This window comes from Stenotrophomonas sp. AR029, assembly GCF_047520695.2.
GTDB classification, from domain to species: Bacteria; Pseudomonadota; Gammaproteobacteria; order Xanthomonadales; family Xanthomonadaceae; genus Stenotrophomonas; species Stenotrophomonas sepilia.
The window spans coordinates 449,355-475,991 of sequence record NZ_JAXBQQ020000001.1 but is presented as its reverse complement, the minus strand read 5'-3'; the positions used below and the strand labels follow the sequence as shown (position 1 = coordinate 475,991).

Sequence of the window (26,637 nt, the reverse complement as noted above, 5' to 3'; positions counted from 1 at the left end):
AGGAAGGCAAGCGATGCAGGAGTTCCTCACCGTCGTGTTCGGTTTCCCGACCCTGCCGTACAGCATCGTGCTGGCGGTGGCGGTGCTGTATTGGGCACTGGCGGCCTTCGGCCTGGTCGACGACGGGTTTGGCGATGCCGGCGCCGATGGGGCACTGCATGGCGACCCACATGAGCTGCAGGGACTGTCCGCGCTGCTGGCGCGCTGGGGCCTGGGTGGGGTTCCCCTCATGCTTGTGGTGACGCTGCTGGGTTTCTTCGCCTGGATCGTCACCCATTTCGTCCATCTGTTCGTGCTGTTGCCGCTGCCGGACCTGCTGCGCTGGGCCATCGGTGCGGTCGTGGCCCTTCTGGCGCCGTTGCCGGCGGTGCCGTTCACCGCGCTGCTGCTGCGCCCCGTCCGCAGGTTCCTGCTGCGCCTGCGCCCGGTGGCGCAGGCCTCGCTGCTGGGGCGTACCGGCGTGGTTGCCTCGCCGAAGGTGGATGCCCGCAGCGGTCACGCCACCTTCGACGATGGCGGCGCCGGACTGGTGCTGCAGGTGCGCAGCGAGATCGAACTGCAGCGTGGCGAGCGCATCGTGCTGGTCGAACACGTGGCTGATCAACACCATTACCGGGTGGTCCGCGCCGACGCGGTCGCCCTCGACTTCCAGGACAACCTGCTTCCGGGCAACAAGGAGAATCACTGATGACGTTGGCAACCATGGCCCCCTTCCTGATCGGCGTAGCCGTGCTGCTGGTCGCACTGCTCGGCCTGGCCGGCCTGTTCAAGGCCTTCTACCGCAAGGTCGACCAGGGCGTGGCCCTGATCGTCAACGACATGAGCTCCACGCCCAAGGTGCACTTCACCGGTGCGCTGATCATCCCGGTGCTGTACCGCGCCGAGCTGATGCGGATCAGCCTGATCACGCTGCAGATCGACCGCCGCGGCAAGGAAGGCCTGATCTGCCGCGACAACATGCGTGCCGATATCGCCGTGGCGTTCTACCTGCGGGTCAACGAGACCCAGGCCGACGTGCTGCGGGTGGCCAAGGCCATCGGTGCCGACCGTGCATCGGACAAGCATGCCGTCGACGAGCTGTTCAACGCCAAGTTCTCCGAAGCGCTGAAGACGGTCGGCAAGAAGTTCGACTTCACCGAACTGTTCGAGAAGCGCCAGGAGTTCCGCGACGAGATCATCGCGGTGATCGGCAATGATCTGAACGGCTATGTCCTTGAGGACGTGGCGATCGACTACCTGGAGCAGACCCCGAAATCGCTGCTGGACCAGTTCAACATTCTCGATGCGCAGGGCATCCGCAAGATCACCGAATTGACCGCCGCGCAGAACGTGGTGACCAACGAGCTGGAGCAGAACGAGAAGCTCGCCATCACCAAGAAGAACGTGGAAGCGCGCGAAGCGCTGCTGGCCCTGGAACGCCAGCAGGCCGAAGCCGAAGCGCGGCAGAAGCGTGAGATCGAGACCATCCGCGCACGCGAGGAGGCCGAGACCGCCAAGGTGCAGGAGGAGCAGCGCCAGCTGTCCGAGAACGCCCGCATCGAAGCGCAGCAGCTGATCGAGATCCGCGACCAGAACCGCCTGCGCGAAGTGGAAGTGGCCGAGCAGAACCGCCAGCGTGCCGTGGCCATCGAGGCCGAGCGCGTGGAGCGCGCACGCCAGCTGGAGCAGGTCACCACCGATCGTGAAGTGCAGCTGCAGGGCGTGGAGCGTGACAAGGTGGTCGAGCAGGGCAAGATGGACGTGGCCAACATCACCCGTGAACGCATCTCCATCGACAAGACCGTGGCGCAGGAAGAGGAGCGCATCAAGGAAGTGCGCGAAGTCTCCGAGGCCGACCGCCAGAAGCAGGTGCTGATCCTGGAAGCCGAGGCCAAGGCGCAGGAAGCGCTGGTGCGCGAAGTCAAGGAAGCGCAGGCGCGCGAGACCGCTTCAAAGCATCGCGCGGTGGAACTGACCACGCTGGCCCAGGCCGAGCATGAAGCGGCCGGCAAGCAGGCCGAAGCCAAGCGCCTGTTGGCCGATGCTCTGCGTGCCGAACAGGCAGCGCCGGGCCTGGCCGAAGCGCAGGTGCGTGAAGCTTCGGCGCTGGCCATCGAGAAGGTCGGCATTGCCGAAGCGCGCGTGATCGAAGCCAAGGCCGAAGCCAGCCTGAAGCAGGGCAGCAACGAAGCCCGCGTTCTGGCCGAGACCCTGCAGGCGCAGGCGCAGGGTGAGGAAAAGATGGGCCTGGCCCGTGCCACCGCCACCGAGTCGCTGGGCAATGCCGAAGCCGGCGTGGTGCAGAAGAAGCTGCTGGCCGAGGCCGAGGGCCTGGTGCGCAAGTTCGAAGCCATCGCCTCGCTGAGTGACCAGGCACGTGGCCATGAAGAGTTCCGCATGATGCTGGACAACAGCCTGAAGCAGGCGCTGGCCTCGATCGAAGCCGGCAAGGAAGTCTCGCGCGAGAACGCCAATGTCATCGCCAGCGCGTTGCGCAACGCCGATATCGACCTGGTCGGCGGCGACGGCGGCATGTTCGAGAACCTGGTCAAGGCGGTGTCGCTGGGCAAGTCGATCGAAGGCTTCGCCGGCAAGAGCCCGATCGTGCAGGAGCTGATGCAGCGCTACCTGGGCGTGGCCGTGGCCGAACCGGCGCCGCGCCAGATCGCCGAGGATGCTGAAGCGGTACCGACCGTGTCGGCTACCGTGGTCGACAGCGCCCGTTGATGCATCGGGCGATGGCCGCCGCCATCGCCCGCCCGCGCCGGCCGCAACCGCGGCCGTCCGCCCGTGAGCCGGAAACCTGCTGATGTCTGAAACCCATCCGTCCGCCGAATCCACTGCGCCGGAGGCCGGCGGCAGCACCGTCGACCAGGCTGTCGCCCAGGGCGGCGCCTACGAAGTCCTGCGCCGCCGCCTGGCCGAGCAGGGCCAGCGCCTGCAGGGCCTGGCCGAAACACTCAACCGCCAGCGCCTGGCCGAGTTCGGCGACAGCCGCCTGGAGGTGGTCGGGCGCTTCCGCATCCGCAGCGACAACAACTGCGTCGGCCGTGACATCGTGCAGGTGGGCCCGGACCGCCTGCTGTTCGGCTACAACGTGTTCATCGGGTTGAAGACCCAGACCCGCATCGAGGATGTGTTCGGCCTGTACCGGCTGGTGCAGGGCAGCGATGGCTACGACGTCGCTGCCTTGGAGCTGAAGGGCAGCTTTCTCGACCAGCCCGGCTTCGTGCACGATTTCAACGAGCTGTATGCCTACTACAAGCACGCGCGCCTGCTGCAGCTGATCGTGGTCGGCGACAAGCTGCTGGCCTCGTTCCAGATCGGCGAGCGCAGCAGCGACGTGCGCGTGTTCCGCTGGGCGCTGTCGCGCGAGGGCGAGCTGACTTACCTGGATGCGCGCGGTGAGCGCGATATCGCACTGCCGCCGCCGTTCGACTTCGAATGGACCCGGGCGACCCGCGACCTCGCGGTCAACGGCCGCCACTCGCACCTGAACATCCTCGACACCCTGTTCGTTGAGACCACCGGTGGCGACCTCACCATCAAGGTCGAAAACAACACCGAAACCGGACAGGGCATCTACAGTGAACCCGTGGAGGACAGCACGCAGTCGCTGGACGACGCCCAGTTCGAGTTCGCCCGGGTCGGCTCGCTGGTATTGCTGAAGGTGCTGCCGTACCGCGAGACCGAATGGCGCGGCCTGATCTACAACACGCTGACCGGCGGCATCGTGCGCAATGATGCGATCGTGCAGGCCTGCGTGCAGCTGCCCGAAGACCATGGCGTGATCTTCCCGGGTGGCTATTACCTGCAGGGCGGCGAGCACAAGGCATTTGATGCCTCGATGGCCGGCATGCAGTTCAAGCGCAGCATCCGTTCGCCAAACGGCGAGGACGTGCTGTACATCTTCTACGAGCGCGAAGGCGGGCGCTCGGCGCTGTTCGTCTACAACACCATCCAGCGCGTGCTGCAGAACCCGGTGTTCGGCCATGGCTACGCCTTGATGCAGGACGGGCGCATGGTGCTGTTCCATGCCGAGGGCAGCGAACCGACCCGCATCCATCCGATGCAGGTCTGGCAGACGCCGTTCAGCAGTGACGAGTTTGCCGCCAGCCGACCGCCCGGCAACACCTTCATGGGCCGCATCGGCAACGCCGAGCTGGTGCGCGGCATCTCCAACCTGTTCAACCTGGCGCGCGAGATTGAAGGCCAGGACGTGTCGGTACAGCGCTACCAGCGACTGGTGGCCGATACCCGGCGCCTGTTCGATGCGCACCACTGGCTGGGCGACGAGGCCTGCGATGGCGCCGAGGCGCTGCTGCGGCAGATCAGCGCCACCGGCGAATCGGTGCTGGACGAGTACGAGAAGGTGCAGTCGATCCGCCAGCAGTCAGCGCAGGCGATGGTCGAGGCAGAGGCCGCGCACAAGGCGCTGCTGGGCCGGCTGCAACCGCAGAACTGGAGCGAGGTGCAGGCCTTCGTCGAGGCCCTCAACGCGATCACCGCATTGCGCGGGCGGCTGCTGACCCTCCGCGAGCTGCGCTACATCGACACCGCGCGCATCGAGACGATGACCGTCGAACTGGTGGAGGCACAGGACCGTGTTGGCGCCGCCACCGGTGACTTCCTCGCCGGCGAGGAGGCGCTGGCGCCGCTGGCCACGCGCCTGCAGGCGCTGGACGATGCCGCGCAGCAAGCACAGACGGCGCGCCAGCTGGACGAGCAGTTGGAAGGCCTGCGTGGCATGGCGTCCGACCTGGACATGCTGTCCGAGCTGATGGCCGGCCTGAAGGTGGACGATGCCACTGCCCGCACCCGCGTGGTCGAGTCGATCTCGGTGCTGTACGGTCGCCTCAACCAGGCGCGCGCGCGTGCTGACCAGCGCCGCAGGTCACTCGGTTCGGCCGAGGCCGTGGCGCAGTTCGCCGCCCAGTTCGCGCTGTTCTCGCAGTCGATCACCAGCGCGCTGGCGCTGGCCACCGACCCCGAACGTGCCGACGAGCAGTTGTCGCGCCTGCTGGTCCAGCTGGAAGAACTGGAGAGCCAGTTCGGCGAACACGAGCAGTTCCTCGGCGACATCCTGAGCAAGCGCGAAGAGCTGGTCGAGGCCTTCGAAACGCACAAGCAGGCCTTGCTGGATGACCGCCAGCGCAAGGCGCGTTCGGTACTGGATGCGGCCAATCGGATCCTCGACGGCCTGGCCAGGCGCACCGAGCGCTTCGCCACCGCCGATGAGCTCAACGCGTTCTTTGCCGGCGATCCGCTGATCCTCAAGCTGCGTGAGCTGGCCGAGCGCCTGCGCACGCTGCACGACAACGTCAAGGCCGACGACATCGAGGCGCGGCTGAAGGGCGTGCGTGACCAGGCGGTGCGCCAGCTGCGCGACCGCAGTGACCTGTACGAAGCCGGCGGCAACGTGGTGCGGCTGGGCCCGCGCCATCGCTTCAGCGTCAATACGCAGGCACTGGACCTGACCCTGTTGCCGCGTGGCGATACGTTGGCCATCCATCTGACCGGCACCGACTTCCTGGAGACCCTGCACGACCCGGAGCTGGACGCACTCAAGCCGTTCTGGCCGGTCACCCTCGACTCGGAATCGCCCACGCTGTATCGCGGCGAGTACCTGGCCGGCAGCCTGCTGCTGGCCGCGCAGGAGGGGCGCGACGGCCTCGATCTGGCTGCGCTGCAGCACGACGTCGCGAACCCGGAAGCGCTGGATCAGCGCGTGCGTGCGTTTGCCGCACCACGCTATCGCGAGGGCTACGAGCGCGGCATCCATGACCACGATGCGGCACTGATCCTGCGTGCGCTACTGCCTTTGCAGCAGGCGGCCGGCAGCCTGCGCCATGCACCGCGGGTGCGTGCGCTGGCGTTGCTGTTCTGGGCCGCCGAGCAGCGGCGCGAAGCGGTGGCGCAATGGCCGGCGCGGCAGGTGGGCGCCGAGGCGCTGGCACGCCTGCTGGGGTCCGACGAAGGGCGTCTGGCGTTGCGCACAGAAATGGCCGAGACGCTGCTGGCGTATGCGCAGTCCCACGCGTTGCCGTTCGATGCCGATGCCGCGGAGGCTGCATCCGCCTATCTGGGCGAAGAACTCGCGGCGGGCGATCCGGTGTTCAGCAGCAGCCGCCACGCGGTGGCGCTGCTGGAGGCATTGGCCCAGCAGCTGGAGCAGGCGCGGCAGCGTGAGGCGGTCGAGCGTGCCCTGCAGCGCGGCCAGGATCCACTGGCTACGCGTTGGTCATTGGCTGGGCAGTGGCTGCGCGCAGTGGCGCGGATGCCGGCGCATGCCCAGCATGCCGGCTATGTCGACGAAGCCGCCGCGTTGCTGCTGGTGCAGCGCCAGTTGCGCACCCGTACCAGCGATGCCGCACTGCAGGCGGAGGTCAATGGCCTGCTGGGTGAACACGCACGCATCAGCAATGGCACGCTGGTGGTATCGCTGGATGATTTCCTGGCGCGCCTGCAGCAGCACCTGCGTCATTTCGTGCCAGCGTTCCATGCCTACCAGGCGCTGCGCCAGGGCATCATCGGTCGCGAGCGCGAGACCCTGCGGCTTTCCGAGTTCAAGGCGCGGCCGCTGTCCTCGTTCGTACGCAACAAGTTGATCAACGATGTCTACCTGGGCGTGATCGGTGACAACCTGGCCAAGCAGATGGGCACGGTCGGCGAGAACAAGCGCAGCGATCTGATGGGCCTGCTGATGATGATTTCGCCCCCGGGCTATGGCAAGACCACGCTGATGGAATACGTGGCGCACCGGCTGGGCCTGGTCTTCATGAAGATCAACGGCCCGGCGCTGGGCCACGAGGTGCGCTCGCTGGACCCGGCCCAGGCACCGGACGCGACCTCGCGGCAGGAGCTGGAGAAGCTCAACCTGGCGCTGGAAATGGGCAACAACACCATGCTGTATGTGGACGACATCCAGCACACCCATCCCGAGTTCCTGCAGAAGTTCATCTCGCTGTGCGATGGCACCCGCCGTATCGAGGGTGTGTGGCGCGGTCGCACACGCACCTACGACATGCGCGGCAAGAAGTTCTGCGTGGTGATGGCCGGCAACCCGTACACCGAGTCCGGCGAGGTGTTCAAGATTCCGGACATGCTGGCCAACCGTGCCGACATCTACAACCTCGGTGACGTGCTCGGTGGCATGGAGGCCGCCTTCACCCTCAGCTACATCGAGAACAGCCTGACCTCCAATCCGGTGCTGGCGCCGCTGGCCACGCGCGACATGGCCGACCTGTATGTGCTGGTCGACCGCGCGATGGGCAAGGAGGTCTCGACCAACAGCCTCGGCCACGCCTACAGCAGCGCGGAGATCAACGAGATCACCGCCACCCTGCAGCGCATGCTGCGTGTGCGCGACGTGGTCTACCGGGTCAACCAGCAGTACATCGCCAGCGCCGCACAGGACGACCGCTACCGCACCGAGCCGCCGTTCCGCCTGCAGGGCAGCTACCGCAACATGAACAAGCTGGCCGAGAAGATCTCCCCGGTGATGAACGAGGACGAACTGCAGCAGTTGATCTCCGACCACTACCTGGGCGAGGCGCAGCTGCTGACCACCGGCGCCGAAGAGAACCTGTTGAAGCTGGCCGAACTGCGCGGCGTACTGGATGACACGCAGGCGCAGCGCTGGGCGCAGATCAAGCGCGACTTCCTGCGCAACAAGGCCATGGGTGCCGACGACAGCGATGTCGGCGGGCGCGTGGTGGCGCAGCTGGCCGATATCGCCACCGCGCTGCAGCTGCCACCGCCCGCGCCAGAAGCGATCCCCGTTGCGGCCCCGGCGCCGTGGCCGGCGCTGCTGGAGGCCCTGCATCGCCTTTCAGAGGCGCGTCCCGCCGCCGCGCCGGCGCCGGTCGTGGCAGCCCCCAGCGTGCCGGCCACGCCCCTGGCCGAAGACCTGCAGGCGGGCCTGGCGCCGCTGGTGGAGCTGCTGGCGGCATCGCAGGCGCAGCAGGTGCAGGTGTCGCAGACCCTGGCCGCGTTCGCCGGCTGGGCGCGACAGCAGGTCGAGCGGGGCACGCCGAGCGCTGTGGTGGCGCAGCGCGCGCGCGTGCGCCGCGCCGCGACGCCGGAGGAGCGGGCGCTGGATGAGGCGCTGATGCGCCACTTCTACGGCGAGTCATTGCCACCGGAAGACGGCGATGGCATGCCGGCATCCACGCCGAAGCCGCCGCCGCTGCCGTGACCACGCGCGTGCCACTGCCGCCACCGATGCTGCCGGATACGGTCGATGTCGCTGCGCTGGCCGACTATGGTGCGCCGTTGCTGCAGGCGCTGGCGCGGCGCGAAGCGCCGTTGCCACCGGATGCGGGCGAGCGCCTGGTGGCTGCGCTTGCGCGCATCGCGCTGGCTCTGCAGGCCGGCAACCCGGCGCAGATCCGGCAGCAGGAAGGCTGGTGGGGACGGCTGCTGGGGCGCGATGTCGCTCGCGAAGCAGAAGGGCACGCGCTGCAGTCGCAGCTGGGCGTACTGGCCCTGCAGGCGCGTGAGCAGGCCCAGCACCTGCAGCAGCACATGCAGCTGCGGGCCATGGCCATCGTTGAGCATTCCGCGGCGGCCGCGGCGCTGGACGGCTGGGCCGAACTGGCTGCGTCGCGGCTGACGACGCTGGATAGCGCCGGTCAGGCCGCGCTGTCGCATCGGCTGGACCATCTTCGCCGGCTGGCCTCGCTGCGCCGCCTGGAAGCCGGTCAATGGCAGCTGCTGCAGGACCAGGACAACATGCTGCTGCAACGCTTCGCGCGCATCCATGACGTGCTGCTGCCGGCCTGGCGGCAGGCTGCAGTGGCGGGCCAGGCCGCTGCGGGCGCTGCGTTGGCTGGCAAGGCTGCCACGTTGCACGCACAGATCGATGACGAGGTGGCCGCGGCTCAGGCTAGACTGCCTTGAGCCGGCCGCCGCTGCCGCTTACCCAACTGCAAGGAGACTGCCCGATGACCCAGGACAGCCAGACCCCCGGTGCCCTCGTACCCGGCACGACCACCGCCACTGCGCTCGACGAAGGTGCACTGCAGGCGCTTGGGCTGGTCCGCGAGGATCTACCGCGCATCGCCGAGATCCGTCTGGAACTGGACGATCTGCGCCCGGGCAACCTGCAGGTGTTCGGCCGCGAGGCGGCCACGCGCACCGCCGCGTTCTCCAGCCAGTTGCTGGACCAGGTGCGCAATCGTGACCTGGATGCCAGTGGCGAGAAGCTGGGCGAGGTGGTGCGCATCGCGCGCAGCCTGAAGCTGGATGGCTTCGCCCAGCGTTCGAAGGTGCCGGTGATCGGTGGCCTGATCGACCGCATGCGCGCCTCCAAGGGCGAGCTGGTGCAGAAGTTCAGCGACACCAACGCGCAGATCGAACAGCTGCTGGCCGACGTCGGCGTGCAGCAGGCGTTGATGGGCAAGCGCGTGGGCGAGTTCGACCGCATGCACGATATCGTCCGCGAAGAACGTCGTGCGCTCGGCCTGTATGCGGCAGCGGGCAAGCAGCGGCTGGCCGAACTGCAGGCCGAACAGCTGGCCGGGCAGGCCAGCGAGGACCCCCAGCAGCGCATCCGCCAGGGCGAGATCGACAATGCGATCCGGTTGATCGAGAAGCGCGTGTCCGACCTGCAGCTGATGCAGCACGCCGCCGATCAGTCGCTGCCGATGATCCGCCTGATCCAGGCCAACGCTCTGCAGCTGATCGAGAAGTTCAACACCGTCCGCGACATCACCATTCCGTCGTGGAAGCGCCAGTTCGCCATCCAGCTCTCGCTGGGCGAACAGAAGGCTGCGGTCGAACTGTCCACGGCCATCGATGACGCCACCAACGAACTGATGCGCCGCAATGCCGACCTGCTGCGCCAGGCCTCGGTGGATACCGCGCGCAGCAACCAGCGCGGCGTGATCGACGTGGCCACGCTGCGCCATGTGCACGACCAGCTGATCGCCACGGTGGAAGAAGTGCGCAGCATCCATCGCGAAGGGATGCAGCAGCGGCAGCAGGCCGAAGTCGAGCTGTCGCGCCTGCGCGAAGACCTGCAGCAGCGCCTGGCCACACCGACCGCCAGCTGAAAAAAGGGGACGGAGGGAATTAAGTCGTTTGTGCCACTTGCGACTTAATTCCCTCCGTCCCCTTTTTGTTGTCAGCGGAGTTGCTGGCCCAGCCAGTCGGCGAGCGCATCCACGCGCGCATCAGGTGGTCCGTCCGGTCGCGCCAGCACCCAGAAACCACCGGTGGCGGCAAACCCCCACGGCGCGACCAGTCGCCCGGCGGCCAGGTCCTCGGCCACCAGTGGCTCGGGTGCGATCGCCGGGCCCAGCCCGGCCACCGCTGCCTCCAGCAGGTAGTACAGATGCTCGAAGGCCGTACCCAGCTGCAGCTTCGCGGGGTCCAGAGCGTGCGCCTGCGCCCACGCCGGCCACGCCTGCGGCCGTGAGCTGGTGTGCAGCAGCGTTTCCTGCAGCAGCGCCGAGGGCGGTACATGCCGCAGTCGCTGCGCGGCCGGATGCGAGGGGGCCACCACCACGCCGACCCGTTCCGGGGCCAGCTCACGCACCTGCCAGCCGCGGGGCCACGGCCCCTGCGCCAGCAGCAATACCGCATCCAGTGCCGCCTGTGCCTCGGTGAAGCTGCCATCCAGCGCTGACCATTGCAGGCGCACGCCGGGCAGGGCGGCCTGCAGCGCAGGCAGGCGCGGGATCATCCAGCGCGCCAGCACGCTGCCGCTACAGCCCAGTACCAGCGCCGGGGCCGCCGCCGGCCGCCGCAGTTCGCGCACGCAGTCTTCGATGCCGCCGAAGGCCTCGCTGCACGCTGCCTGCAGCCGCGTGCCCGCAGCGGTCAGGCGCAGGCCGCGACCGGCACGCTGGAACAGCGCCAGGCCGAGATGGTCTTCCAGCAGCTTCAGCTGGCGGCTGACCGCACCGTGGGTGACATGCAGGTCGTGTGCGGCGCGGCCAACGCCGCCGAGACGGGCGGTGGCCTCGAACGCACGCAGCGCATTGAGCGGCGGCAGCAGGGAACGGCTCATGTGAGATTTCCTGACGATATGCGCCAGATAATATCCATTTTCCGGTCAAGACCCGTGCGCTAGAGTATCCACCTGTCTCGAACCAGCGGTCGCTTCCATGTCTGCCTCCCCCATTGCCGACTACCACGCCTTCCCGGATGCCCAGGGCCATTTCGGCCGCTACGGCGGCAGCTTTGTTGCCGAAACCCTGGTGGGTCCGCTGCAGGAACTGGCCCAGGCGTATGACCAGGCCCGTCAGGACCCGGCATTCCAGGCTGCCTACGACCGCGACCTGGCCCATTACGTGGGCCGGCCGAGCCCGATCTACCATGCCCAGCGCCTGAGCGACCATGTCGGCGGCGCGCAGATCCTGCTCAAGCGTGAAGACCTGAACCACACCGGCGCGCACAAGATCAACAACACCATCGGCCAGGCGCTGCTGGCCGCGCGGATGGGCAAGAAGCGCATCATCGCCGAGACCGGTGCCGGCCAGCACGGTGTTGCCAGTGCCACCGTTGCCGCCCGCCTGGGCCTGGAATGCGTGGTGTACATGGGCGCCACCGACATCGAGCGGCAGAAGATCAACGTCTACCGAATGAAGCTGCTGGGCGCGACGGTGGTGCCGGTCACCTCCGGCTCGGCCACCCTGAAGGACGCGCTCAACGAAGCGATGCGCGACTGGGTGACCAACGTGCAGGACACCTTCTACATCATCGGCACCGTGGCCGGCCCGGATCCGTATCCGCGCATGGTCCGTGACTTCAACGCCATCGTTGGCCGCGAGGCGCGCGAGCAGATGCTGGCCGAGTATGGCCGCCTGCCCGATGCGATCACCGCCTGCGTCGGCGGCGGCAGCAACGCCATCGGCCTGTTCCACGCCTTCCTCAACGATCGCCAGGTCGAGATCGTCGGCGCCGAAGCCGCCGGCGACGGCATCGGCACCGGCCGCCACGCCGCATCGATCGCCGCCGGTCGGCCGGGCGTGCTGCATGGCAACCGCACCTATGTGCTGTGCGACGACGACGGCCAGATCATCGAGACCCACTCGGTGTCGGCCGGCCTGGACTATCCGGGCGTCGGCCCGGAGCATGCTTTCCTGGCCGATACCGGCCGTGCGCGCTACCTCGGCATCACCGATGAAGAAGCGCTGCAGGCCTTCCACCTGCTGGCGCATACCGAGGGTATCCTGCCGGCACTGGAGTCCAGCCACGCACTGGCACAGGCGATCAAGCTGGCGCGTGAGCGTCCGCGTGACCAGATCGTGCTGTGCAACCTGTCCGGCCGTGGCGACAAGGACGTGCACACCATCGCCGCGCGCGAAGGGCTGGTGCTGTGAGCGCGCTGCTGCGGAACAGCGGGGTGCTTCTGCTGGTGCTGGGCCTGGCCGCGTGCCAGCCGCCGGAACCGCCAGTGCTTGCGCCGGCTGCCAAAGCCACCGCGCAGCCCGCACAGCAGCCGGCCGCCAACGATGACCTCGACCCGATGGCGCGTACGCCGATCGTCGATCCGCCGTCTGCGGAAGAGAGCAACGGCGACAACGCCCCCGCCGTCGCCTCGGTGGCACTGGACCATGCCGGCGAAGTGCTGGTCGGCCAGCACATGGGGGACCTGAAGTCACTGGGGCCCTGGAAGGCACAGGGCGCGAAAGAGTTCTTCGAAGGCGACTGCGAGTACTACGACGGCAGGGGGTTGCCGCCGGGCGTGTCGATGATGACCGACGACGACCGCGTGGTCCGTTTTGATCTGAAGCCGGGCGACGACCCGGAGCTGCCGGTTGAACAGCCCGGTCCATTCGGCCTGCGCATCGGCATGACCCGTGCCCAGGCCATGGCACAGTTCCCGAAGCCGCCGGTATCCAGCCCGCATGCCTACGACGGTGACCAGGGCGAGTACCTCACCTGGCAGGACCCGGGTTCGGACCTGGGCATCCGCCTGGAACTGTTTGAAGGGAAGGTCACCCGGATGTACTGGGGAACCAGCGATGCGATTGAACTGATTGAAGGATGTGCCTGAAATGCCCGTATCCCGACTCGATGCCTGTTTCCTGCGTCTGCGCGAACAGCAGCGCAAGGCGCTGATTCCCTTCGTCACCGCCGGTGATCCCTCGCTGGAGGCGACCGTGCCGGTCATGCACGCACTGGTCGAGGCCGGCGCCGACGTGATCGAACTGGGCGTGCCGTTTTCCGACCCGATGGCCGATGGCCCGACCATCCAGCGCAGCTCCGAGCGCGCGCTGGCGCGCGGCGCCGGCAGCCGCTACGTCCTGCAGGCCGTGGCGCAGTTCCGCGAACGCGATGCGCAGACCCCCGTGGTGCTGATGGGCTACCTCAACCCGGTGGAGATCCATGGCTACGCGGCCTTCGCCAAGGCCGCCGTCGACGCCGGCGTGGACGGCGTGCTGCTGGTCGATCTGCCGCCGGAAGAAGCGGGCGACGCCCAGCAGGCGTTCGACGCAGCCGGCCTTGCGCTGGTCCTGCTGGCGTCGCCGACCACCAGCGAGGCGCGAGCCGACAAGCTGCTGGCGCTGGCCCGTGGCTATCTCTACTACGTCAGCTTTGCCGGTGTCACCGGCGCGTCCGAGCGCCTGGACAGCGATGCCGCCAGTACCCGACTGCAGGCGTTGCGCGCGCGCGCATCGGTGCCGGTGGTGGCGGGCTTCGGTATCAAGGATGCCGCCAGTGCCGCGGCCATGGCCCGCCAGGCCGATGGCGTGGTGGTCGGAAGCGCGCTGGTGGCGGCGCTGGCAGAAGCGGGTTCGGCGGAAGACGCGGTGCAGCGCGCCCGGGCCTTCCTCGCCCCGCTGCGGCAGGCGCTGGACGCGTAACAGGACTGCCGGCCGCTGGCCGGCCTCCTCCTGATGGCTCGCGTGCAAGGGCTGCCGGCCAGCGGCGGGTACCGCCCAGCACCTAAACGTACGTCCCAGCATGGTTTTTTCCGGCTGCCCCGCGGCTGGAAAGGGGGTGCACGGGCGGGGAAAGCGGAGCTAGACTGTCCGCCTTTGCGGCCCCTGGGCCGCCCTGAACGGAAGTGTCCTCCCGCATGAGTTGGCTCAGCAAGTTGATGCCGTCCGGCATCCGCACCGACAACACCCCCAGCAAGAAGCGCAGTGTCCCCGAGGGCCTGTGGGAAAAGTGCAGCAACTGCGGCAGCGCGTTGTACCGTCCGGAACTGGAAGAGAACCTGGAAGTCTGCCCGAAGTGCGGCCATCACATGGCGATCCGCGCGCGCGCGCGCCTGGCCGCCCTGTTCGACGCCGACAGCACCACCGAGATCGGTGCGCGCCTGGGGCCGACCGACCTGCTCAAGTTCAAGGACCAGAAGAAGTACAGCGAGCGCATCAAGATCGCGCAGAAGAACACCGGCGAGTACGACGCGCTGATCGCCATGCGCGGCCTGCTCAAGGGCCGTGCGCTGGTGGCATCGTCCTTCGACTTCGCCTTCATGGGCGGCTCGATGGGCTCGGTGGTCGGCGAGCGTTTCGCACTGGCCGCAGAAACCGCGGTCGAGATCGGTGCGCCCTACGTGTGCTTCTCGCAGAGCGGTGGCGCACGCATGCAGGAAGGCCTGTTCTCGCTGATGCAGATGGCCAAGACCTCGGCCGCGCTGGGCAAGCTGCGTGAAGCCGGGCTGCCGTACATCTCGGTGCTGACCCATCCGACCACCGGTGGTGTCTCGGCCTCCTTTGCGATGCTGGGCGACATCAATATCGCCGAACCGCAGGCGCTGATCGGCTTCGCCGGCCCGCGCGTGATCGAGCAGACCGTGCGCGAGAAGCTGCCGGAAGGCTTCCAGCGCTCGGAGTTCCTGCTGGAGCACGGTGCCATCGACCAGATCTGCGACCGCCGCGAGCTGCGTGACCGCCTGTCCGACCTGCTGGCGATGCTGGGCCGTCAGCCGGCGCCGGAGGTGGCATGATGGGAGGCCGCAAGTACTTCGGTACTGATGGCATCCGTGGCCGGGTCGGCCAGGGCGTGATCTCGGCCGACTTCGTGCTGCGCCTGGGCAACGCCCTGGGCCGTGTACTGGTCGCCCAGCGCGGCCAGGACGGGCGCCGGCCGATTGTGGTGATCGGCAAGGACACCCGCATTTCCGGCTACATGTTCGAGGCGGCACTGGAAGCCGGCCTGGTGGCCGCCGGTGCCGACGTGCAGCTGCTGGGGCCGATGCCGACTCCGGCGGTGGCGTTCCTGACCCGTACGCTGGGCGTGGATGCCGGCATCGTCATCAGCGCCTCGCACAACCCGCACTACGACAACGGCATCAAGTTCTTCTCCGCCCAGGGCGAGAAGCTCGACGATGCCACCGAGCTTGCCCTCGAAGCGGCGCTGGACGTTCCGTTCACCACCGTCGAATCGGAGAAGCTGGGCAAGGCATCGCGTGGCCGCGAGGCGGTCGGCCGCTACATCGAGTTCTGCAAGGCCAGCGTGCCGCGCGCGTTCGACCTGCGTGGCGTACGCCTGGTGCTGGACTGCGCGCACGGCGCCACCTACCAGATCGCACCGCTGCTGTTCCGCGAGCTGGGTGCCGAGGTGATCGGCATTGGCGCCGAGCCCAACGGCGTCAACATCAACGCCGGCGTGGGCTCCACCCATATCGACAATCTCGCGGCCAAGGTCCGCGAAACCCGCGCTGATCTCGGCATTGCCTTCGACGGCGACGGCGACCGCGTGCTGATGGCCGACGACCAGGGCAACCCGGTCGACGGCGATGACCTGCTGTATATCCTGGCCCGCGCATGGAAAGCCGAAGGCCGCCTGCGCGGCCCGGTGGTCGGCACGCTGATGAGCAACTACGGCGTGGAGAAGGCCTTCGCCGATCTGCAGATTCCGTTCGTGCGCAGCAACGTCGGTGATCGCTATGTGCACCAGGCGCTGATCGAAGGCGGTGGGGTGCTCGGCGGTGAAGCCTCCGGCCACCTGCTGTGCCTGGATCGGGCCACCACCGGTGACGGCATCGTCAGTGCGCTGCAGGTGCTGGTGGCGTTGCGCAACAGCGGGCAGACCCTGCGCCAGGCATTGAAGGGACTGGTGCGGGTGCCGCAGAAGACGGTCAACGTGCGGCTGGGCAATGTCTCGGCCAAGGCAACGGTGCAGGCCGACAGTGTGCAGGCCGCGCTGGCCGACGCGCAGCAGTCGGTGGCCGGCCGTGGCCGTGCGTTCCTGCGCCCGTCCGGTACCGAGCCGGTGGTGCGTGTCACGGTCGAGGCCGATGATGCAACGCTGATGCAGGACACGCTGGACCGCCTGTCCGCGGCGGTCCGTGAAGCCGCCGCCTGAGGCAGCTGCGCATTCGCCCAAACAGAAACGCCCCGCAATGCCGGGGCGTTTTTCGTTCACGCGGCAGGGCTGCGCGAGGCTCACGGCCCCGGCACCATCTTCTTCTGCCGCGCCTTGAAGCCATTGAACAGCGGCGCGATCAGGGGGGTGTAGCTCTGGGCGATGCGCTTGCGCAACCAGCTCGCCGGGCGGTTGCGGATCGCGAAGCGGTAGATGCGTTCCGGATCGCCGCCGACCACGTTGCGGCCGAATGGGTGGGTGGTGTGCAGGTAGCGGAAGCCGTGCTCGCGCGCCACCTCGATGTGGTCCTGGTCGAAATCGCCGTAAGGCCAGCACAGCGTATCGGACACCTCGCCGAGCTTGTCCCGCAGGACTTCGCGCGAGACTGCCAGATCGTGGCTCAGGCCGGCACGGCGCTGTGCGCGGTCCAGGTCGTCGCGGCGCAGCCAGCGGGTGTGGGTATGGGTGTGGCAATGCACTTCGAAGGTGCCGGCGGCGATGGCCGCGCGCGCTTCGCTCCAGCGCATCATCACGTCGTCGCTGCGGTTCTGCTGGTAGATCGCCGCTTCGCAGCCGCGGTGGTCCGGCGTGGCAGGCAGCACTGCCCCGGCAAGCCCCGCATGGGGCCGCTCCGGGCCTTCGCCCATCCAGCCGGTGACCACGAACACCACTGCGTGCATGCCGTACTTCTGCAGGATCGGGTGCGCATACACCCAGTTGTCCAGGTAGCCATCGTCGAAGGTGATCACGATCGACTTGCGCGGCACCGGCTTGCCGGCCAGGAAACCGGCGTACTGGTCCAGTGTCAGCGAGGTCCAGCCGTTGCCGGCCAACCAGGCGATCTGGCTTTCGAAATTCTCCGGTGACACTGTGATCATGCCCGGCGACGGACTGACGTGGTGGTGCATCAGCACCGGTACGGTTCGGGCATCAGCCATGTCCCAGCTCCTTCAGCCACTGGCGGTAATAGTATTCGGTGGTCTCACCGTGGCCGTCGGGAGTGAACCGGTGCGCGCTGCGCATCCAGTCCCAGCCCGCGCGGCCCATCTGCCGCCGCCGTTCCGGATCGTCCACCAGCAGGCGCAGGGCGCCTGTCAGGGCTGCATTGTCGCCCAGCCGGGTGAGGATCGCATTGCTGCCATCGACCACCATTTCCGGCACGCCACCCACGCGCGTGGCCACGATCGGCACCCCGACATAGGCGGCCTCCAGGAAGACGGTACCGGCCGCTTCCTTGTGCGAAGCCAGCGCGAAGATGTCGAAGCCGGCCATCAGCCGGCACGCGCCGTCACGATAGCCGAGCAGGTGGACCTGCTGCTGCAGCCCGTGCTCGTCGCGCAGCGCCTGCAGTCGATCCATGACCGGCTGGCCATCGCCGACCACCACCAGGTGCAGGTTCGGGTGCGTCTTGCACAGCGGCACCATCGCCTGCAGCAGGTCGGCGTGGCCCTTGGGTTCGCGCAGCACCGCCACGCAACCGACCACGATGTCCTGTTCGCCGAAGCCGAGCTCGGCGCGCACTTCCGCGCGTACCTCCTGCAGGCATTGCCAGGGGTCGTCCTTGCGGATCTCGCTCCAGCGCGGCGGGACCGCGATGGGCGGCACGATACCGATGTGTTCGGCCGGAATGCCGCGCTCGGCCAGCAACTGCTTGACGAAGCTGCTGACGGTCAGCACCCGGTGCGGCAGGCCGGTATAGGTCAGCAGCGAGTTGACCGGGCTCATCAGGTGGCGCGAGCGCACCACCAGCGGCGTGCCGCCCAGGCGTGCGCCGGCGGCGGCGATCAGCGCGTCACGGCGGCTGGTGGTGTTGACCACGTCATAGCGTTCGCGGCGCACCAGGCGCGAGACCGACCAGATGCCGCGCAGCAGACGCAGCAGGCCGCCCATGCGCAGGGTGTGCACGGTGAAACCGTCGTCGTGTGCCAGCTTGGCCAGTCGCGCTTCGGGTTGGCACAGCAGCGCCACCTCGTGGCCACGCGCGCGCATCACCTGCATGTGGCGGAAGATGTAGATCTCCTGTCCGCCCATTCCCTTGGCGGCTTCGGTGTGCAGGATGCGCAGCGGACGGTTCATGCGGGATCGATCCTTGAAGGTCAACGATTGCGGAAGCGGGTCAACGCTTCCCATGCAGTGCGTACGGCAGCCGCATCAGGGGCCTGCTGGGGCAGCGGGAGGTAGTGCCGGTCCAGCGCTGTGGCGTTGCCGAACTTGTCGAACACGTAGATCGCGTCGCCATGGCGTATCGCGCGCTGCGACCAGCTTTCGACCACCAGCGCACGCGGGCCCTGCGGTTCGGCCAGCAGGTCCTGGCCGGTGCTGTAATCGGTCAGTGCGTTCTCGCAACCCAGCGCGTGGCGCATCAGTGTCGGTACCCAGTCTTCGTGCGAGCTGGTGCGGGCGTCGCGGCCAGCGGCCCTGCCTGGCCAATGCAGCACGAACGGGACCTGCAGCTGGTAGTCGGAGAAGTTGCCGTTGTGGCCCCAATAGTTCAGCTTGAGGTCGTTGAACTCTTCGGCATGGTCGCCGGTGACCAGCACGATGGTGTCCTCGGCCAGGCCCTGTGCGCGCAGGTCGTCCAGCAGCGAGCCGATCAGGCTGTCTGCGTAGTGCACGGCGGTGCGGTAGCGGTTGAGTTCCGGCGTCGGGTCGTGCTCCGGGCCGAATTTGAGGAAGTCGATGTCCGCAGCCATCGGCGTCGCCACGGGCGGGTAACCATCGGGCATGTAATAGGGCGCGTGGGTGGAGTCGAGGAACACGAAGCCGAACCACGGGCGCTGCGCCGCCTGGCTGGCGCGGATGTCCTGCTGCAGTGCACTGATGATCGCGCGGTCGCGGCCGTCGGACTTCAGTGCCGATGGACCCTGGTGCAGCTGGTCGCGCACATCGGCGAAAGCCGTGCGATCGAATTCCGGGCTGTACAACGGCGCACTGCCGTACAGGTGCAGGTCGTAGCCCTGCTGGCCCAGCACCTGGAACAGCTGCGAGCCGCGCTGCTCGTCGAGCATGCTTGGCCAGTAGCCACCGGGCAGGCCGTACAGCAGCCCGAACAGGCCGTAGCGGGTGGCATTGCCGGTGCTGAAGTGCTGGTCGAACACGCGCGCGTCCTGCGCCAGCGCCGACGTGTTGGGCATCAGCTGCGGTGTCAGCACGTCCTGGCGCAGCGATTCCAGCACCACCATCAGCACATTGGGGCGATGCGGGTTCTGGCAGCGCAGCGGGTGCAGTGGGTACTGCAGCTGCGCATGGCGCGGGTCGGGCAGGCCGGCCTGCTGCTGGCTGACCACGCCCAGGCGCCGCATGAAGCTCTTGGCGGTGATCGGTTGCGCCCACGGCAGGTAGTTCCACTGCGCGATCACATCGCGGTCGCCGCGGGCGTCGTAGTAGGCGGTGGCCACCTGGCCGCCGGCCATCAGAAGCGCGACCGCTGCCCACGCCTGCAGCACCCGTCGCCGACGCGGCACTGCCGGCAGCAGCTTCCAGCACGCCCAGGCCAGCAGGCCTTCGGCGGCGAAGACCGCGGCGACCAGCAGCGCGACCTGCAGCCAGGTCTTCCAGGACAGGGCGACCTGGTCCTGCAGGGCGCCGCCGAACACCATGTTCACGACCATGGCGTTGAGGTGGAAGCGGTACAGGGTGAACACCTTGGCGTCGACGAGCAGCAGGCACAGCCACAGGCCCTGCAGGAGAACGGCGCTGATGCTCAGCGTACGGGCAGTGCGTGGCCACAGCCCCAGCAGCAACGGCAGCAGGCCGGCCAGCGCGCCGAACGCGAGCAGGTGGCCGGGCAGGGCAATCGCGAGGTAGGCCAGGCCCGCGCTGCCGCCTGGATTGTCCCGCAGCGGCACGTTGCCCAGTGCGATCGCCGCAGCCAGGACCGCATTGCCGGCGACGAACAGCGACCACCAGGCCAGCCGGCGCCAACGCCGGGTGAAGCCTTCAAGGGCGAGTGCGGCAGGGGCGGCTGCAGACATGGCGAAGCGGATTCAGGGAGCGGGGAAAAGGTCGGGCCCCACGTGACGGAAGCGTTAATCCGCGCGCGGGTCGCGCATTGTATCGGTTTGTTTCTTCGTATCGAGTGGCGTCCCCCGGGCGATCTGTCACAATGTTCAGGCGGGCCATGAATGCGCTGGCCCCCCAGACCCAATGACAAGCCAGGAACCGCTGTGAGCCAGATCCCCACCCTCGACATCACCCGTTTCGACAGCGACCGCGAGGCCTTCGTGGCCGAGCTGGGCGCGGCCTATCGCCAATGGGGATTCGCGGGCATCCGCAACCACGGCATCCCGCAGGCCGACATCGACGCGGCCTACGATGCCTTCAAGGCCTTCTTCGCCCTGCCGGAAGAGGTCAAGCGCAAGTACCACGTGCCTGGCAGCGGCGGGGCCCGCGGCTATACCCCCTTCGGCGTGGAGACCGCCAAGGGCTCCAAGCACTTCGACCTGAAGGAGTTCTGGCACATCGGCCGCGAGATCGCGGACGACTCCAAGTACCGTGACGTGATGGCGCCGAACCTGTGGCCGACCGAAGTCGAGGGCTTCCGCGAGCGGGGGTACGGCCTGTACCAGGCACTGGACAACCTGGGGTCGCGCGTCCTGTCGGCGCTCGCCCTGCATATCGGCCTGCCGGAGAATTTCTTCGCCGACAAGACCAACTTCGGCAATTCGATCCTGCGCCCGATCCACTACCCGCCGATCACCACCGACGACATCCCGAACGTTCGTGCCGGTGCTCATGGCGACATCAACTTCATCACCCTGCTGGTGGGTGCCAGTGCCGCGGGCCTGGAAGTGCAGTCGCACGACGGCGAGTGGGTGCCGTTCACCTCGGACGCGGACACGATCGTGGTCAACATCGGCGACATGCTGCAGCGCCTGACCAACCATGTTTATCCGTCGACCATCCACCGCGTGGTCAATCCTCCGGGCGAGCTGGCGCGCCAGCCGCGCTACTCGGTGCCGTTCTTCCTGCACCCGAACCCGGACTTCCTGATCGACGTGCTGCCCTCGTGCATCACCCCGGAGAACCCGAGCCGGTACCCGGAGCCGATCACCGCCCACGGCTTCCTCGAGGAACGCCTGCGCGAGATCAAGCTGAAGTAAAGAAAAGTGAGGCCGCCGAAAGGCGGCCTTGTTTTTTGCAGGGTCGCACCCTGCGCCCGCGGTAGTGCCGGCCGCTGGCCGGCAAGCCCAAAGCCAAGGCGGTTCTGGATTCGTGCCGGTTGAGCGGGGCGGCGTGGGTTGGCAGGACACGCCGTGAACCCCCAGACCGGCCCAGCCGCTGGCGGCTGTGCGTTCGGGCGCTTGCGAAGCAGTGCTTCGCAAGCAAAGCGCCCTCACCCCTGGGGGCTCGATGGCGCCATCCATGGCGCCAACGGTCCTGCCAACTCACACCGCCCCACCCCCGACAGCTTCCCGGTGACGGCGGGTAAATCGCGATTCCCGGTGTGTATCGACCTTGGTCGACACGGTAGATCCACGCCATGCGTGGATGAGATCTCTCGGATCGAAGTGGGGCAGGGGGTTGGTCCAGTCAGCATCAACCCGGAATGCAGCTTTTGCCTTTGCTCTTGTTCTTCTTTTTTCTTTCCGTGGCGGGCGGAACCGCCGGACTGTGTCAGAGGCCGGGCGGGTGGGGCTGCGCAGGGGCGTGAGTCGCATGGATGCGGCGATCGAGCTTACATGGACGTACTTGCAGCGCCCCCCGCGCAGTCCTACCCGCCCGGCCAAGCCCCAGATCTAGCCGGGCTCTCCGCGACCACCCAAACCCCGCCCCCCCCCCTCCGCCACGAGGGGCTGCGCCGTTGGCTGAAAATCCATGTAACCGCTTACAAGGAAACGGATTTTTGCCGCAACGGGTATCATGACCGGCTGACTTCACACAGGAGCCACCCGCTCATGCGCCGCAAGATCGTCGCCGGAAACTGGAAGCTGCATGGCAGCCGTCAATTCGCCAATGAACTGCTGGGGCAGGTGGCCGCCGGGCTGCCGCTGGAGGGCGTGGACGTGGTGATCCTGCCCCCGCTGCCGTACCTGGGCGAGCTGGTCGAGGACTTCGGCGCGACCGGCCTGGCCTTTGGCGCACAGGACGTGAGCAGCAACGAGAAGGGCGCCTACACCGGCGAAGTCTGCGCGGCCATGCTGGTCGAGGTCGGGGCCCGCTATGGCCTGGTCGGCCATTCCGAGCGCCGCCAGTACCACCATGAAAGCAGCGAGCTGGTCGCGCGCAAGTTCGCCGCTGCCCAGCATGCCGGCCTGGTCCCGGTGCTGTGCGTGGGCGAGACCCTGGAACAGCGAGAGGCCGGGCAGACCGAAACGGTCATCGCCAGCCAGCTGGCGCCGGTACTGGAACTGGTCGGTGCGGCCGGTTTCGCCAACGCCGTGGTCGCCTACGAGCCGGTCTGGGCCATCGGCACCGGCCGTACCGCCAGCAAGGAGCAGGCGCAGCAGGTGCACGCGTTCATCCGTGGCGAAGTCGCGCGTATCGATGCTAGAATCGCCGATTCACTGCCCATTGTTTACGGCGGTAGCGTGAAGCCCGACAATGCCGGGGAACTGTTCGCGCAGCCGGATGTCGATGGTGGGCTGGTCGGCGGCGCCTCCCTGGTGGCCGCGGACTTCCTGGCCATCGCACGGGCGGCGGCCGCGAACTAATCCTAGAAGTATTGTCCGAGGGCGGTTTCCAATGCTGATGTTGATCCTCAATGTCGTCTACGTGCTGGTCGCTGTGGCCATGATCGCGCTGATCCTGATGCAGCGTGGCTCGGGTGCGGCGGCAGGTTCGGGCTTTGGTGCTGGTGCCTCGGGTACGGTGTTCGGTGCGCGTGGCGCCTCGAACTTCCTGTCCAAGTCGACCAAGTGGCTGGCTGTCGTGTTCTTTGGCATCAGCCTCTTCATGGCCTGGTATGCCGGTCACGGCACCCGTCCGGCAGCCGACCAGGATCTGGGTCTGATGTCCGCCCCGGCAGCGGCTGCTCCGGCGGCTCCGGCGGGCGAGCTGCCGGCCGTCCCGAAGGCCGATGCGGTCCCGGCAGCCCAGGTTCCGGCCGCGAATGTGCCGGCTCAGGCGGAATCTTCGGTTTCTGGTGAAGAAAAGCCTTCAGAAGGCTCCCAGAAAGACTGAAGCCGGTTACAATACGCGGCGCATCGGAAAGATAGTCTGATGTGATCGTTTGCCCAGGTGGCGGAATTGGTAGACGCACTACCTTGAGGTGGTAGCGACGCAAGTCGTAGGGGTTCGAGTCCCCTCTTGGGCACCATTTGTAAGTAAAGCGGGTTCGTCTGGCGCCCAAGGCGCCAGGCAGGTTCCCGTCCACTCCCCCATGCCAAAGCGCCTGCAGGCGCGGCGGCAGAGGCAAGAGAGAATCGCTGTGCTGGCCGAATATTTGCCGTCTCTGCTGTTTCTGATCGTTGCCACCGGTATCGGCGTTACGCTGATGCTGGTTGGTCGATTCCTCGGTCCCCGCCGCCCCGATCTGGAAAAGCTGTCGCCGTATGAGTGCGGCTTCGAAGCCTTCGAAGACGCGCGCATGAAGTTCGACGTGCGCTACTACCTGATCGCGATCCAGTTCATCGTCTTCGACCTGGAAATCATCTTCATCGTGCCGTGGACCCAGGTCTTCATGGAACTGGGCGCCCGTTCGCTGGTCACCATGGGCCTGTTCGTCGGCATGCTGTTCCTCGGTTTCATTTACGTCTGGAAGAAGGGAGCGCTGGAATGGGAGTGATTCAGACTCTCGATGGCCTCATGAACAACCCGTCGCCGGAAGGCCGGGTTGATGACATCCTGCGGCCGGAAGGCGACAACCCGCTGCTGGAAAAGGGCTTCGTCACCACCAGCGTCGACGCACTGCTGAACTGGGCGCGCACCGGCTCGATGTGGCCGATGACCTTCGGCCTGGCCTGCTGCGCGGTCGAGATGATGCATGCCGGCGCCGCGCGCCTGGACCTGGACCGCTACGGCGTGGTGTTCCGCCCGTCGCCGCGTCAGTCCGACGTGATGATCGTGGCCGGCACCCTGGTCAACAAGATGGCCCCGGCGCTGCGCAAGGTCTACGACCAGATGCCGGACCCGAAGTGGGTCATCTCGATGGGTAGCTGCGCCAACGGTGGCGGCTACTACCACTACTCCTATTCTGTGGTGCGCGGCTGTGATCGCGTGGTGCCGGTGGACGTCTACGTCCCGGGCTGCCCGCCGACCGCCGAGGCGCTGGTGTACGGGATCCTGCAGCTGCAGAAGAAGATCTGGCGTACACAGACCATCGCCCGCTGACCCCTTCACCTGACTAGAGCGCGCCAAGCCCCCATGGCAGAGCAAGCATCCTTCATCGACCGACTCTCCGCACGTTTCGCTGGTGCGAAGGTCATCGTGGTCGAACCCCGCGGCGAAGTGACGCTGGAAGTGCCTGCCGCCGAGTGGCACGCCACCGCCCTGGCGCTGCGTGACGAGTTTGGTTTCGAGCAGGCCGTGGATCTGTGCGGCGTCGACTACCTCGGTTATGGCTCCGACGAATGGGACACCGCTGACGTGTCCTCGCAGGGTTTCAGCCGAGGCGTCGAAGGCAAGGCCCAGGGCCGCTTCGCGTGGGGCGAGTTCCCCACCGAGGAAAACGGTGCCGACGGTGCCCGCCCGCAGCACATGCCGACCCAGCGCTTTGCGGTGGTCGCGCAGCTGCGTTCCTACCAGCACAACCTGATGATGCACCTGCGCTGCTTCGCCCCTGACGAAGCACTGCCGGTGGTGTCCTCGCTGACCGGCATCTGGCCGGGCCTGAACTGGTTCGAGCGCGAGGCGTTCGACCTGTACGGCGTGATCTTCGAAGGCCACCCGGACCTGCGCCGGATCCTGACCGACTACGGTTTCGTCGGCCATCCGTTCCGCAAGGACTTCCCGCTGATCGGCAATGTCGAAGTCCGCTACGACGAAGAAAAGAAGCGCGTGATCTACGAACCGGTCACCTCGGTGGAGCCGCGCGTCGGCGTGCCGCGCGTGATCCGCGACGACGCCCGTCTGCAGACCGCAGAAGGTGAGCGCGCGCAGGAGGCAGTGAAGTGAGCCACGTACACCAGGCCGGCGAAGCATTCGCCAGCAACGCCGCCGAGAGCCGGCAGGAAATCCGCAACTACACCATGAACTTCGGCCCGCAGCATCCGGCCGCTCACGGTGTGCTGCGCCTGATCCTGGAAATGGACGGTGAAACCATCATGCGCGCCGATCCGCACGTGGGTCTGCTGCACCGTGGTACCGAGAAGCTGGCCGAGTCCAAGCCGTTCAACCAGTCGATCGGCTACATGGATCGCCTGGATTACGTGTCGATGATGTGCAACGAGCACGCGTACGTGCGCGCGATCGAGACCCTGATGGGTATCGAGGCGCCGGAGCGTGCCCAGTACATCCGCACCATGTACGATGAAATCACCCGCATCCTCAACCACCTGATGTGGCTGGGCTCCAACGCGCTCGACCTGGGCGCGATGGCGGTGATGCTGTACGCCTTCCGCGAACGCGAAGAGCTGATGGACTGCTACGAAGCGGTTTCCGGCGCGCGCATGCACGCGGCGTACTACCGTCCGGGCGGTGTCTACCGCGACCTGCCGGACCACATGCCGAAGTACAAGGAATCGCGCTGGCACAAGGGCAAGGCGCTGAAGCAGCTCAATGCTTCGCGCGAAGGCTCGCTGCTGGACTTCCTGGAGAACTTCACCGTCGAGTTCCCCAAGCGCATCGACGAATACGAAACCCTGCTGACCGACAACCGTATCTGGAAGCAGCGTACCGTCGGCATTGGCGTGGTCACTCCCGAACTGGCCCACCAGTGGGGCATGACCGGCGTGATGCTGCGCGGTTCGGGCATTGCCTGGGACCTGCGCAAGAAGCGTCCGTACGCCAAGTACGATGCCGTCGATTTCGACATCCCGCTGGGCAAGGAAGGCGACTGCTACGACCGCTATCTGGTCCGCGTTGCCGAAATGCGCGAATCCAACCGCATCATCAAGCAGTGCGTGGCGTGGCTGAAGGCCAACCCGGGCCCGGTGATGGTGAAGAACTTCAAGGTCGCTCCGCCCAGGCGCGAGGACATGAAGGACGACATGGAAGCGTTGATCCACCACTTCAAGCTGTTCAGCGAAGGCTACTGCGTGCCGGCCGGCGAGACCTACTCGGCGGTGGAAGCCCCGAAGGGTGAATTCGGCTGCTACCTGGTCTCCGATGGCGCCAACAAGCCGTTCCGCGTGCACCTGCGTGCGCCGGGCTTCGCCCACCTGTCCTCGATCGATTCGGTCGTGCGCGGCCACATGCTGGCTGACGTGGTGGCGATGATCGGCACCTACGACCTGGTGTTCGGCGAGGTTGACCGGTAATGCCGTCCGCCACGCCAACGCCCGCTGCAGG

At 67.2% G+C, this 26,637-nt stretch carries 21 protein-coding genes and 1 tRNA gene; 18 read left to right on the top strand and 4 right to left on the bottom strand.

Going from position 1 to position 26,637, the window contains the following annotated elements; all coding sequences use genetic code 11:
- Nucleotides 1-13 precede the first annotated feature (13 nt).
- The 5 genes from ACM0PB_RS02290 to ACM0PB_RS02270 all read left to right on the top strand — a co-directional run bounded on the left by ACM0PB_RS02290 (nt 14) and on the right by ACM0PB_RS02270 (nt 10,034).
- The gene (locus tag ACM0PB_RS02290; RefSeq protein ID WP_414604496.1) at nt 14-688 is read left to right on the top strand and encodes a hypothetical protein; all 675 of its coding nucleotides are present in this window, start codon (nt 14-16) and stop codon (nt 686-688) included.
- Entirely contained in the window at nt 688-2,706 is a 2,019-nt protein-coding gene (locus tag ACM0PB_RS02285; RefSeq protein WP_005417967.1) for a hypothetical protein, read from the top strand. Before ACM0PB_RS02290 ends, ACM0PB_RS02285 begins: the two co-directional genes overlap by 1 nt.
- A gap of 82 nt (nt 2,707-2,788) precedes the next feature.
- The gene (locus ACM0PB_RS02280; protein ID WP_414604495.1) at nt 2,789-8,176 is read left to right on the top strand and encodes a DNA repair ATPase; all 5,388 of its coding nucleotides are present in this window, start codon (nt 2,789-2,791) and stop codon (nt 8,174-8,176) included.
- On the top strand, nt 8,173-8,880 hold the full coding sequence (locus ACM0PB_RS02275) for a cell division protein FtsY (protein WP_065179157.1): 708 nt from the start codon (nt 8,173-8,175) through the stop codon (nt 8,878-8,880). The genes ACM0PB_RS02280 and ACM0PB_RS02275 overlap by 4 nt, the downstream gene beginning before the upstream one ends.
- 44 nt (nt 8,881-8,924) lie before the next feature.
- A complete protein-coding gene (locus tag ACM0PB_RS02270) occupies nt 8,925-10,034 on the top strand; it encodes a toxic anion resistance protein (protein WP_065179156.1) in 1,110 nt (369 codons plus the stop codon).
- A 71-nt stretch (nt 10,035-10,105) separates the two neighbouring features.
- Here the strand turns inward: ACM0PB_RS02270 and ACM0PB_RS02265 are convergent, their stop codons facing one another.
- Nucleotides 10,106-10,993 (bottom strand): LysR family transcriptional regulator, encoded by an 888-nt coding sequence (locus ACM0PB_RS02265; RefSeq protein WP_005417955.1) that lies wholly within the window; start codon nt 10,991-10,993, stop codon nt 10,106-10,108.
- A gap of 97 nt (nt 10,994-11,090) precedes the next feature.
- Between ACM0PB_RS02265 and trpB the strand changes: the two genes are divergently transcribed.
- The 5 genes from trpB to glmM all read left to right on the top strand — a co-directional run bounded on the left by trpB (nt 11,091) and on the right by glmM (nt 16,248).
- Nucleotides 11,091-12,308 (top strand): tryptophan synthase subunit beta, encoded by a 1,218-nt coding sequence (gene trpB, locus ACM0PB_RS02260; RefSeq protein ID WP_005417953.1) that lies wholly within the window; start codon nt 11,091-11,093, stop codon nt 12,306-12,308.
- The gene (locus ACM0PB_RS02255; RefSeq protein ID WP_005417951.1) at nt 12,305-12,985 is read left to right on the top strand and encodes a hypothetical protein; all 681 of its coding nucleotides are present in this window, start codon (nt 12,305-12,307) and stop codon (nt 12,983-12,985) included. The genes trpB and ACM0PB_RS02255 overlap by 4 nt, the downstream gene beginning before the upstream one ends.
- 1 nt (nt 12,986) lies before the next feature.
- Nucleotides 12,987-13,796, top strand: coding sequence for a tryptophan synthase subunit alpha (gene trpA, locus ACM0PB_RS02250; RefSeq protein WP_005417949.1), 810 nt, complete (start codon nt 12,987-12,989; stop codon nt 13,794-13,796).
- Nucleotides 13,797-14,011: 215 nt separating this feature from the next.
- Nucleotides 14,012-14,887, top strand: coding sequence for an acetyl-CoA carboxylase, carboxyltransferase subunit beta (accD, locus tag ACM0PB_RS02245; protein WP_005417947.1), 876 nt, complete (start codon nt 14,012-14,014; stop codon nt 14,885-14,887).
- Complete coding sequence (glmM, locus tag ACM0PB_RS02240; protein WP_065196991.1) at nt 14,887-16,248, top strand: phosphoglucosamine mutase; 1,362 nt, start codon at nt 14,887-14,889, stop codon at nt 16,246-16,248. Before accD ends, glmM begins: the two co-directional genes overlap by 1 nt.
- An 80-nt stretch (nt 16,249-16,328) precedes the next feature.
- On the opposite strand, the gene ACM0PB_RS02235 is transcribed toward glmM, so the two are convergent.
- The 3 genes from ACM0PB_RS02235 to ACM0PB_RS02225 are packed head-to-tail and all read right to left on the bottom strand — an operon-like array spanning nt 16,329 to nt 20,222.
- Nucleotides 16,329-17,186 carry a polysaccharide deacetylase family protein gene (locus tag ACM0PB_RS02235; RefSeq protein ID WP_065179155.1) on the bottom strand — a complete coding sequence of 286 codons (858 nt, stop codon included), beginning with the start codon at nt 17,184-17,186 and terminating at the stop codon, nt 16,329-16,331.
- A complete protein-coding gene (locus ACM0PB_RS02230; RefSeq protein WP_065179154.1) occupies nt 17,179-18,324 on the bottom strand; it encodes a glycosyltransferase family 4 protein in 1,146 nt (381 codons plus the stop codon). The genes ACM0PB_RS02235 and ACM0PB_RS02230 overlap by 8 nt, the downstream gene beginning before the upstream one ends.
- A gap of 20 nt (nt 18,325-18,344) precedes the next feature.
- Complete coding sequence (locus ACM0PB_RS02225; RefSeq protein ID WP_414604494.1) at nt 18,345-20,222, bottom strand: DUF3413 domain-containing protein; 1,878 nt, start codon at nt 20,220-20,222, stop codon at nt 18,345-18,347.
- A gap of 150 nt (nt 20,223-20,372) precedes the next feature.
- Between ACM0PB_RS02225 and ACM0PB_RS02220 the strand changes: the two genes are divergently transcribed.
- The 8 genes from ACM0PB_RS02220 to ACM0PB_RS02185 all read left to right on the top strand — a co-directional run bounded on the left by ACM0PB_RS02220 (nt 20,373) and on the right by ACM0PB_RS02185 (nt 26,606).
- The gene (locus ACM0PB_RS02220) at nt 20,373-21,350 is read left to right on the top strand and encodes an isopenicillin N synthase family dioxygenase (protein WP_049414703.1); all 978 of its coding nucleotides are present in this window, start codon (nt 20,373-20,375) and stop codon (nt 21,348-21,350) included.
- A gap of 795 nt (nt 21,351-22,145) precedes the next feature.
- Nucleotides 22,146-22,901 (top strand): triose-phosphate isomerase, encoded by a 756-nt coding sequence (gene tpiA / locus ACM0PB_RS02215; protein ID WP_005417939.1) that lies wholly within the window; start codon nt 22,146-22,148, stop codon nt 22,899-22,901.
- Between the two features lie 31 nt (nt 22,902-22,932).
- The gene (gene secG, locus ACM0PB_RS02210; protein ID WP_065179767.1) at nt 22,933-23,370 is read left to right on the top strand and encodes a preprotein translocase subunit SecG; all 438 of its coding nucleotides are present in this window, start codon (nt 22,933-22,935) and stop codon (nt 23,368-23,370) included.
- A 51-nt stretch (nt 23,371-23,421) separates the two neighbouring features.
- Nucleotides 23,422-23,506: transfer RNA gene (locus ACM0PB_RS02205), tRNA-Leu, on the top strand.
- Between the two features lie 111 nt (nt 23,507-23,617).
- Nucleotides 23,618-23,974, top strand: coding sequence for an NADH-quinone oxidoreductase subunit A (locus ACM0PB_RS02200; protein WP_005417937.1), 357 nt, complete (start codon nt 23,618-23,620; stop codon nt 23,972-23,974).
- The gene (locus ACM0PB_RS02195) at nt 23,965-24,519 is read left to right on the top strand and encodes a NuoB/complex I 20 kDa subunit family protein (RefSeq protein WP_005417936.1); all 555 of its coding nucleotides are present in this window, start codon (nt 23,965-23,967) and stop codon (nt 24,517-24,519) included. Before ACM0PB_RS02200 ends, ACM0PB_RS02195 begins: the two co-directional genes overlap by 10 nt.
- Before the next feature lie 33 nt (nt 24,520-24,552).
- Entirely contained in the window at nt 24,553-25,302 is a 750-nt protein-coding gene (locus ACM0PB_RS02190; RefSeq protein WP_005410462.1) for an NADH-quinone oxidoreductase subunit C, read from the top strand.
- Nucleotides 25,299-26,606, top strand: a complete 1,308-nt coding sequence (locus tag ACM0PB_RS02185) for an NADH-quinone oxidoreductase subunit D (protein ID WP_005417935.1) — start codon at nt 25,299-25,301, stop codon at nt 26,604-26,606. The genes ACM0PB_RS02190 and ACM0PB_RS02185 overlap by 4 nt, the downstream gene beginning before the upstream one ends.
- Nucleotides 26,607-26,637 lie beyond the last annotated feature (31 nt).